At 64.1% G+C, this 11,951-nt stretch carries 8 protein-coding genes; 6 read left to right on the forward strand and 2 right to left on the reverse strand.

The window, feature by feature from the left end:
• Window positions 1–13: 13 nt before the first annotated feature.
• The 6 genes from AABA48_RS02430 (at window position 14) to AABA48_RS02455 (ending at window position 7,768) form a co-directional block, all read left to right on the forward strand.
• Window positions 14–613, forward strand: a complete 600-nt coding sequence (locus AABA48_RS02430; protein WP_286351954.1) for a GNA1162 family protein — start codon at window positions 14–16, stop codon at window positions 611–613.
• Window positions 585–1,763: a lipoprotein gene (locus AABA48_RS02435; RefSeq protein WP_010943134.1), complete on the forward strand. Its 1,179-nt coding sequence runs from the start codon at window positions 585–587 to the stop codon at window positions 1,761–1,763. Before AABA48_RS02430 ends, AABA48_RS02435 begins: the two co-directional genes overlap by 29 nt.
• An 89-nt stretch (window positions 1,764–1,852) precedes the next feature.
• Window positions 1,853–3,568 (forward strand): peptidylprolyl isomerase, encoded by a 1,716-nt coding sequence (locus tag AABA48_RS02440; protein WP_286351956.1) that lies wholly within the window; start codon window positions 1,853–1,855, stop codon window positions 3,566–3,568.
• Window positions 3,569–3,583: 15 nt separating this feature from the next.
• The gene (locus tag AABA48_RS02445) at window positions 3,584–5,566 is read left to right on the forward strand and encodes a cytochrome c3 family protein (protein ID WP_286351957.1); all 1,983 of its coding nucleotides are present in this window, start codon (window positions 3,584–3,586) and stop codon (window positions 5,564–5,566) included.
• 11 nt (window positions 5,567–5,577) lie between these two features.
• Window positions 5,578–6,858, forward strand: a complete 1,281-nt coding sequence (locus tag AABA48_RS02450) for a cytochrome c3 family protein (protein WP_286351958.1) — start codon at window positions 5,578–5,580, stop codon at window positions 6,856–6,858.
• Window positions 6,859–6,862: 4 nt separating this feature from the next.
• Window positions 6,863–7,768: an NHL repeat-containing protein gene (locus AABA48_RS02455; RefSeq protein WP_045667410.1), complete on the forward strand. Its 906-nt coding sequence runs from the start codon at window positions 6,863–6,865 to the stop codon at window positions 7,766–7,768.
• Between the two features lie 347 nt (window positions 7,769–8,115).
• Here AABA48_RS02455 and AABA48_RS02460 read toward each other — a convergent pair whose 3' ends face one another.
• Complete coding sequence (locus AABA48_RS02460; RefSeq protein ID WP_286351959.1) at window positions 8,116–10,608, reverse strand: PAS domain-containing sensor histidine kinase; 2,493 nt, start codon at window positions 10,606–10,608, stop codon at window positions 8,116–8,118.
• Window positions 10,605–11,849: an MFS transporter gene (locus AABA48_RS02465; RefSeq protein ID WP_286351960.1), complete on the reverse strand. Its 1,245-nt coding sequence runs from the start codon at window positions 11,847–11,849 to the stop codon at window positions 10,605–10,607. Before AABA48_RS02465 ends, AABA48_RS02460 begins: the two co-directional genes overlap by 4 nt.
• Window positions 11,850–11,951: the final 102 nt, after the last annotated feature.

Here is an 11,951-nt window from a genome sequence, read left to right on the forward strand (position 1 = left end):
AGAGAGGGCATATATGAGATCACGATTCGTCACCCACACCGGCGCCCTGATGCGGGCATTCTGCGGAATCTTCGGCCTCTTTGCGCTCCTGCTGATGCAGGGCTGTTCCCACGTGGAGCATTTCCGGGACCCCAACATGGACTTCGGGGCGATCCAGAGCGTGGCGGTGATGCCCTTCGGCAACCTGTCCAAGGACACCCAGGCCGCGGAGCGGGTCAGGGACGTGTTCAACACCAAGCTGCTGGCCACGGGGGCCCTCTACGTCATCCCCGTGGGCGAGGTCAGCCGGGTGACGGGGGTGGCCGGCGTCATGAACCCCACTGCCCCCACCCCCGAGGAAGTGGTTAAGCTGGCCAAGATGATCAAGGCCGACGCGGTCATTACGGGCATGGTACGGGAGTACGGCGACGTCCGCTCGGGCTCGTCCATGGCCGACGTTATCTCCCTGAGCCTCCAGGTGATGGAGGCCCAGACCGGGAGGGTCGTCTGGTCCGCATCGGCCACGGAGGGGGGGATCGGGTTCACGGACCGCCTTCTCGGCGGCGGCGGCAGGCCCCTCAACGATGTGACTGAGAAAGCGGTCGATGATCTCATCTCGAAGCTGTTCCAATAGACTGCTCGCACTGCTGCCGCTGGTTCTGCTCCTCCTGGCGGCGGGATGCGCGCGTCTTTCCGTGGAGGCCGGCCGGCCGTCCGGTCCGCTGGTGGCGGTCTACCCCATGGAAGACCTGAGCGGCGCCGACGCGCCCCTGGCGGCCATGCGCAGCGGGTTCACGGAGCGGCTCCGGCAGAACGGGGTGCGCATCATGGACGAGGCCGATCTGCGGCGGTTCATGGAGCAGCAGCGCATCCGCTACACCGGCGGCCTCGATCTGGAGACGTCGGCCGCGTTCAAGGCCAAGGCCGGGGTGGACGCGGTCCTCATCATGAGTCTGGAGTACTACAGCGACGTGAGCCCCCCCAAGGTGTCCCTGGTTGCCCGCCTGGTGGCCACGGGGGAAAAGCCGGAAATCCTCTGGATGGACAGCGTGGGGATGGCCGGTGACGATGCCCCGGGAATCCTGGGGATCGGCATCGTGGAAGACCCGTCGGTCCTGTGGAACCGGGCCCTCGACCGCCTGTCCGGGTCGCTGCTGCACAAGCTGGCGGGCGAGGAGGCTCCTGCCCCCGGCTGGGAGCGGCGGTTCAAGCCCAAGGAAGCGTACCGCTTCATGGAGCTTGACCCCAGGCGCCGCTACAGCGTGGCGGTCCTGCCGTTCTTCAACGAGAGCGATCGCACCAATGCCGGGGAGATCATGGTGCTGCACGTGGTGAAGCAGCTGGTGTCGTCCAAGGCGTTCGCGGTGCTCGAGCCGGGGGTGATTCGGGGCAAGATGCTGGCCATGAGGATCATCATGCAGAACGGCATCTCCCTGCCGGCGGCTGACCTGCTGGCCAACAACCTGGAAACCGATTTCATCCTCACGGGCCGGGTCTTCGAGTACCGGGACATGCCCAGCGGCTCCGGCAAGCCCCGGGTCGATTTTTCGCTGCAACTGCTGGAACGCTCCAGCAAAATGGTGATCTGGGCCACCAAGAGCAGGAACACCGGGGATGACGGTGTGTTCTTCTATGACTGGCGGAGGGTGTCCACCGCCAACGTCCTGACCGAGGGGATGATGAGGGCCTTCCTGGGGGTCATGGTGGAGGAGACCAGGGAAGTGAAGCTGACGCCGCCGCGGATGAGCCAGGAAGAACTCGAACGGATATTGATGAGCCCGTAACGGAATTCGTTGTGTCAAACGTCCTGATGGCCGCCCGGAGCGGAGTGCCCGGTGCGGCCGCAACCTGAATGCAGAGAAAGGGGAGTCTGATGAAGAAGTCTTTGGTTACGCTGATGGTAGCATGCATTGCCGCGGGTGCCCCGGTGGCGGGCTTTGCCGATTCGCCGGCAAAGCCGGAAAACGTGGAAGCCTCGCCGGCTCCGGCCGACGTGATGACGATCAGGGTGAAGGTGCCCCTGTTTTCGCCGCTGTTTGCCGAATTCCCCGTGGCAACGGTCAACGACGAGCCGATCACCGTCAACGACCTGAACGCCTCCCTTGAAACGGTACACGAGGGGATGACGGAAGGAAAGCAGGCCCCCCGCCGGAACTTTACGGATATCCTCAACCGGATCATCACCTCCAAGCTCATCATCCAGGAAGGGCGCAACATCGGCCTGGACCAGCAGGAGCAGCCCAAGGAGATGATCGATACCTTCTCCCGCAAGCTCCTGCGCGAGCTGGTGCTCAAGGATCATGTGAAGGACATCCGGCCCGACCCCAAGGAGGTGGAGAAGCGCTACGGCCAGCTCAACGTGGAGTGGACCTTCTCCACCCTCACGTTCAAGAACGAGGAAGATGCCAAGAAGGCCCGCAAGGCCCTGGACAAAGGCACGTCCTTTGACGCGCTGGTGGCCGAGGAGGTCAAGGAGAAGCGCGCCGAGGCCAAGCAGAATGAGAAGCTGAAATACGAGCACATCCACCCCGATATCGTGAAGATCATCGATTCGCTGAAGCCCGGCGCCGTGGGCCCGGTGATCGACATGCAGAAGGGGGCCATGCTGTTCCGGCTCGATGCCGTGAAGCATTCCGACGATCCGAAACTGAAGGACAGGGCGGAGAAGGAAACGCTCACCGCGGCCCGCTTCAAGGCCCTTGAAAAATTCCGGACCGAGCTGATCGAGAAGTATTTCAAGCAGGACAAGAAACTGATCAAGTCGCTGGATTTCGAGAAGGACAAGGCAGGGTTCCTCAAGTTCCTGGAGGACAAGCGTCCCCTGGCCACCATCAAGGGGGAGAAGCCGGTGACCGTGGCCGACCTGGCCGAAGCGATCCGGATGAAGTTCTACCACGGGGTGGACATGGCCATTGACCAGAAGAAGGTCAACAAGGCCAAGGACTCCCTGCTGTTCGAGATCCTGGCCACCCGGGCCATTGAGAAAGAGGGCCGCGACAAGGGCTTTGACAAGAAAAAGGAATACCTGGACAAGGTCACCGACTACCAGGAATCCGTGATCTTCGGGCATTTCGTGGAAAAGGTCATCCGCCCGGACGTGAAGGTGACCGAGGATGAGCTGAAGGCCTACTACGAGGCGCACAAGTCCGAGTACTCCTACCCGATCATGGTGGTGCTGGACGGCATTGCCTTCAATGACCAGAACGCGGCCCAGTCCGCCGCGGAAAAGCTGCGCCAGGGGATGGATTTCAAATGGTTCAAGGAGAACGCCGAGGGCCACGTGGATGCCAAGGCCGCCGGGGTCCTCCAGTTCGAGGACGTGCCGGTCACCCTCAAGACCCTTCCCGAGGGGCTGAACAAGGTCATCACCGGGGCCCAGACCGGTGAATACCGGGTCTATTCGGACCCCAACGGCTTCACCTATGTCATCCTGGTCCGCAACGTGATCCCCGAACAGGTACAGCCCTTCCCCGAGGTCGAGGCCACAATCAGGAAGAACGTCCAGTCGGAACAGCTCAACAAGCTGGTCGTGGAGTGGGCGGACAAGCTGAGGAAGGCGTCCGACGTCAAGATTTTCGCCGAGTTTTAACGGACTGGAGGAGCTATGCGCACCGTGCATGCACAACGACAACTCTTATTCCTGGTGATGACCCTCCTGGTGGGGGGGCTCATTCTTCACCTGTCGGAGAGCCCGGCGCTGGCGGCGAAGAAGTTCGCCCGCAAGGAATGCGTCGACTGTCATGGCAAGTTCAATGACAAGTACCTCTCCATGAAGTACATCCACACCATCGTCAAGGAGCAGAAGTGCGAGGACTGTCACCTGCGCCACGGCATCGTGCCGAAGCTGCTGCTCAAGAAGGACGGCAACCAGCTCTGCTTCGACTGTCACGGCCGGGACAAGATCGGCCTGGACAAGCCCAAGGTGCACACCCCCCTGCGTCAGGGGAAATGTACCCTCTGCCACAACCCCCATGCCTCCACCACCCCGCACCTGCTCAAGGGTGACGGGCCGGAGTCCTGCTACGCCTGCCACAAGAAGGAGGACTACGAGAAGGGGACCATCCACGGCGCCATCACGAAAAAAGGCTGCGGTTCCTGCCACGCGGCCCACAGCTCCACCGAGGACAACCTCCTCAGGGAAAAGGAGCCGAAGATCTGCCTCGGCTGCCACGACAGCGGCGCCGGCAGCTTCAAGAAGGCCCACGGCGGCTATCCGGTGGAAAACAAGCGCTGCACCATCTGCCACAACCCCCACTCGGCCACCGGCAAGAAGCTCCTCCGCTCCAGCGCCCATAACCCCGTTGCCACGGGCGGCTGTGACGGCTGCCACAATCCGGCCGGCGGGCCCGAGCCCTTCGGAGTGACCCAGAAGGGGAGCGAACTCTGCTACCAGTGCCACGATGCGGCCATGCTCAAGGGGACCGGCGGCGTGGCCGAGCACGCGCCGTTCAAGAGCGGCGACTGCCTCTCCTGTCACCGGGCCCACACCTCCGAGTTCGCGAAGCTGCTCACGGCCGACGGCAACAACCTCTGCTTCGGGTGCCACCAGGACAAGAACCTGCGCGTTGCCGTGCCCCACAAGGTCATCACCGGCGACAAGAAGGGATGCCTCTCCTGCCACCGGCCCCATGCCGCCCCCAACAAGGGACTGCTCACCCTGGCCGGCTCGGATCTCTGCTACTCGTGCCATGCCAAGACCAAGGAAGGGCTCAAGAACAAGGTTCAGCACGTGCCCTTCAACGGCGGCGACTGCAGCTCCTGCCATGATCCCCACGGCACCAACTTCGCCGCCATGCTCAAGGAGCGGGCCGATACGGTCTGCTACGGCTGCCACACCGATGCCGAGACCAAATTCAAGAAGACCTTCACCCACAAGCCGGTCATGAACGCCGACTGCGTGTCGTGCCACGGCGCCCACGGCTCGGCCGAAAAGAACCTGCTCAAGAATACCGTGCCGCAGCTCTGCGCACCCTGCCACGCGGACCTGATGAAGGCCGAGTCGGGCGGCTCCAGTCACATGCCGTTCAACGGGGGCCAGTGCCTCACCTGCCACGATTCCCACGGCAGCAACGTGCGGGGGATGATCGTGGACAACGAGGCGAAGCTGTGCTTCGGCTGCCACAAGTCGCTGGAGCAGGGCGACAAGGCCTCCAAGAGCTCCCATGCCCCGTTCCGGGGAGGGGACTGCACCAAGTGCCACAGCCCCCACAAGGCGAAGCTCAACAAGCTGCTGCTGGCCCAGGGGACCGACCTCTGCGTGTCCTGCCACAAGGGGACCAAGGAGCGGTTCGCCAGCGAGAAGATCCACACGCCTGCGGAGCAGGACTGCCAGACCTGCCACAAGCCCCACAATTCGGGCCAGCCGTCGCTGCTTACCGAACAGCTCGTGGCCCTGTGCGGCCAGTGCCACTCCTACGACCGTAAGCCGTTTGCGGACGCTCACCTGGGGATCTCCGCCACGGTGATGAACTGCATGAACTGCCACGATCCGCACAGTTCCAAGGACCCGAAGTTCTTCAAGAAGATGGTGCACGCACCCTTCGCTTCGCGTTCGTGCTCTGATTGCCACGTGACAGGAAAACAGTAAAAGGAGCTCCCATGCACGCATATCGCACATATCTTTACACGTTCTGCGCGGTGCTTGTCATTCTGGGCGCATCCTTTGCGCTCGCCCAGGACAACGCACTCAAGTTCAAGCTCAAGCCCGACGCCACCGGCAAGCTCTGTTTCAACTGCCACGCGGCGTTCAAGGAGAAGATGTCCAAGCCCTTCGTGCACACCCCCCTGAAGAAGGGGGAGTGTACCGGCTGCCACAACCCCCATACCTCGACCCACGGCAAGCTGCTCTCCGCCGCTAACGGCGGGGTCTGCTACCGTTGCCACTCGTCGGTGGTGCCCTCCGGCGCCAAGAGCGTCCACAAGGTGGTGGGCGAGGGGAGCTGCATGAAGTGCCACGATCCCCACTCGGCCCCCAACAAGGAGAACCTGCTCAAGGGGGGGAACGAGCTCTGCTTCGAGTGCCACAAGGAGATGGGAACCACCCTGTCCAAGGTCAAGTACCGCCACATGCCCGTGGCCCAGGGATGCCTCAACTGCCACGATCCCCACGCCTCGGCCAAGAACCCGTACCTGCTGAAGAGCGATATCATCCCGCTCTGCGTGGGCTGCCACAAGACCGACCGGCCCATGTTCGCCAAGAAGCACATGAACTATCCGGTGGCCAATGCCCGCTGCACCGGCTGCCATGATCCCCACGGCTCCGACAACCCGGGCATCCTCTACAACACGGTCCACAAGCCGGTGGCAACCCGGATGTGCAACCAGTGCCACGAGGAGGCCACCTCGCCGAACCCGCTGGCCACCAAGAAGACCGGCACCGATCTGTGCCGCGGCTGCCATAACGACATGGTCAACACGACGTTCGGCCTGAACCGGGTCCACGGCCCGCTGCTGAGCAAGCAGGGCTGCCTCAGCTGCCACAACCCCCACGCGGGCAAGCAGAAGGGCATCCTGCGCCAGCCCATGGCGGTGCTCTGCAACAGCTGCCACGTGGACAACATGAAGCGTCAGGAAAAGGTCGCGTCAACCCACGAGCCGGTCAAGAACGGCCAGTGCACGGCGTGCCACGATCCCCACTCATCCAACTACCTCTTCCTGACCAAGAAGTCGCTGGATATCGAGCTCTGCGCCGACTGCCACGACTGGGCGCACCACTCGACCCACCCCATCGGCGAGAAATTCCGGGATCCGCGCAACAAGAACATCCCGATCCTGTGCGTGAGCTGCCACGACGCCCACGGGACCGAGTTCAAGAAGATGCTCTACTATCCCAAGACCAGCGACCTCTGCGTCCAGTGCCACGAACAGTACAAGAGGTGATTCCATGGCAAAAACGATCATAACCATGCTTGCCCTTGCAGGAGCGCTCGCATCGCCGGCCCTGGGCGCCGACGCCATCAAGCTCAAGCACTTGACTACCGAGTTCAACGATGAGAAGGGGGGGACCATGAAGGCCCCCGAGGGGATAGCCTGCGGCAAGAGGCAGCTGGTGGTTTCCGACACCGGCGGCGGACGGCTGCTGAGCTACAGCATCGAGAACGGCTCGGTGCGCGGCGGCACCGAGATCAAGGCGGAGCAGGTGCCGTATCCCACCAAGGTGCAGCTGACCTCCAAGGGGGAGATCCTGGTCATCGACGGGAAGCTCCGCCGCATCGCCCACTTCTCGCCCGAGGGGAGCTTTGCCGGTTACCTGGAGCTGAAGGGGGTCCCGGCGCCTGCCACCATTGCCCCCCGCGGCATCCGCGTGGACGACAAGGACAATATCCATATCCTGGATATCTTCGGTGCGCGGGTCATCGTCACCGATGCGGCCGGCAACTTCCAGTCGCAGATGCCGTTCCCCGAGGGGTACCGCTTCATCTCCGACCTGGCGGTCAGCGCCGGCGGGACCACGCTTCTCCTGGACAGCGTGGCGTCCAGGGTCTATGCGGCCGCCCGCGGCGAAACCGCCTTCAAGCCCCTGACCGACGGGATGAAGGAGTATCTCCAGTTCCCCACCAGCATTGCCACCGACAAGCAGGGGAAGATCTTCATCCTCGACCAGACCGGCAATGCCGTCGTCACCCTCGGCCAGGACGGCTCCTTCCAGGGCCGTCAGCTCAACATCGGCTGGAAGAACTCGTTCCTCCACTATCCGTCGCAGCTCTGCATCAGCGAGGAGAACGACATCGACGTGGTTATCGCCGATCGGAACAATAACCGCATCCAGGTGTTCAGAGTGGTAAGGTAGTTGCTAATGAAGTAACAAAGCCCTCCACACGACAAGGCGGGAAGGCTCCTTTCAATTGGCCCGGAGATTTATTCTCCGGGCATTTTTTTTGTGCAGCGAGCAATATCAGGTAGTTTGCGACATCGACGGGAGGGCCGGGCGGGCCGCGGGGCTTCAGGCGGGGTTGCAGTGTAGATACAAGTCTGTATCTCCGGATACGGTTCTGTTACGTACACTTGTGTAACATGTGACACTTCATTAAGGATATTCTTGGGTTGGACTAATGTTGCGCCCGGGCTCGGTGGGGGCTGCGCAAAAAAAAGAGGGAAAAGCTCCAGGCGGATGGCCCGGGGAATTGGAACTTATGATTAGCCCATGGGAAGAGTGAAGGTGAAGGTCGTTCCTGCACCGGAGCTGCTTTCCACGCTGATCCTGCCGTGGTGCTCCTCGACGATGCGCTGGGTGATGGAGAGCCCCAGGCCGGTGCCCGCCCCCTTGCGGGTGAAGAAGGGCTCGAAGATGAGCGGCAGGTCGTCACCGGCGATGCCGGGGCCGGTGTCGGCCACCGTTACCACGGCAGTGTCGCCGTCCACGCCGGTGGTCACCCGGACCGATCCGCCGTCGGGCATGGCCTCCAGGGCGTTTTTCACCAGGTTAAGGAGGGCCTGCCGCACCTTTTCCACGTCGATGCGGAACACCGGCACGTCGCCGGGCTCGAAGTCGAGCGCCACGTTCCGGCTCTCGCACTCCCGGCGCAGGAGCAGGAGCGTATCCTGGATGACGCGGTTCAGGTCGGCCTCCCGCAGGAATGCCTTGGGCGGGGAGGAGAAGTTGAGCAGACCGGCCACGAGCCGCTCCACCCGCTCGATCTCCTGGAGCGCCTTGCCCATCATTGCCTGGCTCTCGGCGTCGAGCCCGGCCCGGTCGTGGAGGTCGTCCAGGAGCAGCGACACCCCCGTGAGCGGGTTGCGCACCTCGTGGGCGATGCCGGCGGCCAGCTTGCCCAGGGAGGCCAGCCGGTCCAGCCGCGTCATCTCCTCCCGGAAGCTTTCCTTCTCGGTCTCGTCCCGGATGGTGACGGTGAGCCCGCCGGAGCGGTCGGCATAGATGGGGAAGAAGCCCACCTCGAAATGCCGCTCCTTGCCGTCTGCCCCGAGCACGAGCGGTTCGCGACCGTACTCGCGCCGGCCGGCCAGGGCCTCGGCGATCCGGTCGGGCATGTCGCTCCATTCGCTGAACACCTTCTGGTAAGGGGCGCCGATGACCGCGGCCTGCCCTAGCAGGCGCGTGCCGGTGCCGTTGATGGAGGTGAGCAGCCCCCCGGGCGACAGCGTCATGATGGCGCTGGAGATGCTCTCCAGAACGCTTTCCTTGAAGTTGCGCTCATCCATCATGTGCCGCCGCGATTCCTCCAGCTCTTCCAGGGTCCTGAGGAGCCTGTTCTTGCGCAGCTCCAGCTCGTCGGCCATCCGGTTGAAGGTGTCGGCCAGTTCGCCCACCTCGTCGCGCGCGGCCACTTCCACCTTGGCGCCGGATTCGCCCCCCGCCAGCCGCCTGACCCCGTCGGTCAGCAGGGCCAGGGGCCGGGTGACGCCCCGGGAGAGGAGCCAGGCGCAGATGACCACCATCAGGGACGTGGCGGCCACGATGATGGCCGAAAGCCGCAGGTGTTCCCGGAGCTGGAGATTGATGACGGCGGAGCCGGCCCGGGCCGTTTCGTGGAACTGGTCCACCTGGAAACCGATGGTTACCCCGCCGAAGATGCCGTGGCGTTTGTAGTCGCCGGTGGAGTAGGGGATCGGCGCGAAGGCCATGATCTTCTTGGCTCCGCCCACGTTGGTGATGTCCACGTAGCCCGATTGGCGCTCCCGCACCAGCTGGGCCACCCGTGGGTAGTTGGGGTGAATGAAGCCGGCGTGGTCCAGGTTGAAGGGGATGCGGCCCGCCTCGACTTCGGCGGGTGGGGAGTTCTTGGTGTAGGGGGGGACCAGGACGCCGTCGCCGTCCACCCCCCGGATGTCCCAGAACTTGGGATGGGTGATGATCCACCCTTCGTCGTCGAAGATGAAGGCGTAGTTGCCGCTGCGGTAGGAGGGGAAGACCACGGCCCGGTTCCGGCCGGGGCTGATGTGCTGGGAGAATTCCATCAGGTGGCGGTGGTCGAGGGACAGGACCATGACGCCGTCGAACCTTCCCCGCCTGTCGAACAGCGGGGTGGCGAAGCGGACCACTCCCCGGAATTCCCTGCCGCTGTATGCGTCCTCAGGCTCCCGGGCGCCGGCCAACTGCTCCTCTTTCCCCACGTGGAAGCCGGTGACGTGCGTCACGAGGATGTCGCCCCGTTTGAGCTGCCGGGCGCGCTGGAAGTAATCCTCCCGCAGGAACTCGGTCTGGCCGGGGTCGGCCACGGTGCGCAGCCCGCTTTCGGGCACGATGGCCCCTTCGCGGATCACGAAGGTTTCCCGGCCGTGGGCATTGATCACGGCCAGAGAGGCGTAGCGCGGAATCGACTCGCGCACCTCCCGGGGGGCCGCGGCGGTGCCGTCCCGCCGCCAGATCTCGCCGTGGCGGCTCTCGTAGAAGGCGGTCAGGATCTCGGGGGTACGGGGGAGGGTGACGCAGAGCTTCAGGTCGGCCTCGCAGTCCTGCAGGAAGCCGGCTATGCCCTCGGCCACCTGCTCGGCGCGCAGGCGCAGGCTTTCGGATGCCTGCCGGTCGGCCGCATCGGCGATCCGGTCGGCAAGGGTCTCCCGCACGCTGCCCAGGTTCAGGGCAAGGATGGCCGAAGAGACCAGCAGCGGCACGAGCGACAGGGTCAGCATGGCCACCAGGATCTTCTGGAACAGGGAGAGCCGGTTCATTTCCTTCCACCGGCCATGCGCGAGCTCTCGGGGCAGCGGCGCAGCAACCACATGAAGATGGGACCCGTGAGCGCCCCCACGCCGGCCGTGGCAAAGGCGATCCCCCACTCTCCGCTCACGCCGGGGAAGGGCTCCCAGCCCCGGCAGAGATCCAGCGCCCAGCCGAAGACGGTGGGCGAGATCATCCCCAGCGAGTAGCCCACCAGCGACTGGAGCCCCATGGCCGCCCCCAGGTAGCCGGGGGCCACCAGCTCGGTGAGTCCGGTGGAGAAGACCGGCGACTCGGCCACGATGAGATAGCCGTAGACCAGCCCCACGGCCACGGCCAGGTACGGAGAGACGTTGACCAGCCAGCCGAAGAGGAAGGACAGGGAGGCGCTGCCGAGCATGACCAGGGTGATGGTCCTGGTCCGGCCCAGCCGGTCCGAGAGGGTGCCGGTGATGGCCGTGGAAAAGGTGCCGATACCGACGATGGCTGCCGCCGCGGTGGCCGCCCAGCCGGTGGCCGCCCCCTGATCGATCCCCTGCCGCACCAGCGACGCCGTAAAGAACGGCGCCAGCCAGCTCCGCATGCCGTACATCTCCCACATGTGCGAGCCGTAGCCCAGGATCATGAGGAACGCCGGCTTGTTGCGCACGATTTCCTTCTGGAAGGTCTGGTCTGATGTCACGTGCCGGACCGGCTTGTAGCCCCGGAAGACGATCAGGGAGAGCCCCGCGCCCAGGTAGACCCCGGCCGAGCAGACGAGAATCGCAACCCGCCAGCCGGCCACCGTGGCCACGGCCCCGGTCAGCGCCAGCGACAGGGATGCCCCCAGCACCAGTGCCCCCACGTAGATCCCCACGGCGCGCCCCCGCTTGGACGGCTCGAACCGCTCCGCCACCAGCTTCAGCCCCGGCATGTAGGTGCCCCCCATGCCGATGCCGGTCAGGGCGCGCAGGATCATGGCGGAGGCATAGTCATGGGCGTAGAGGCCGAAGAGCAGGTTGGCCGTTCCCGACCAGAGGGCCGCCCCGATGAAGATCCGCTTGGTGTTGAGCCGGTCGGTGAGGGCCGACAGGATCACGCCCGACGCGATGTAGCCCAGCTGGTAGACGGAAAAGACCGACCCCGCCATGGTGTTGTTCATTCCCCACTCGGCCTTGAGCAGCGGGAGCACGGCCGAGTAGTTGATGAACACCAGCATGATGAATATCTGCGCCAGGCAGAGTATGAGGAGCCAGCGGGCCTTGTCGGACATGGGCATTCCGGCGATCATGGTTTAATGAACAGGAAAAGTATAACCAGATTGATTCACTGGGACAACGGAATTGACCGGTGGCTGAAAAAAAGAGGCCCCGTC

Source organism: Geobacter sp. 60473, assembly GCF_036323535.1.
Lineage (GTDB): Bacteria > Desulfobacterota > Desulfuromonadia > Geobacterales > Geobacteraceae > Geobacter > Geobacter sulfurreducens.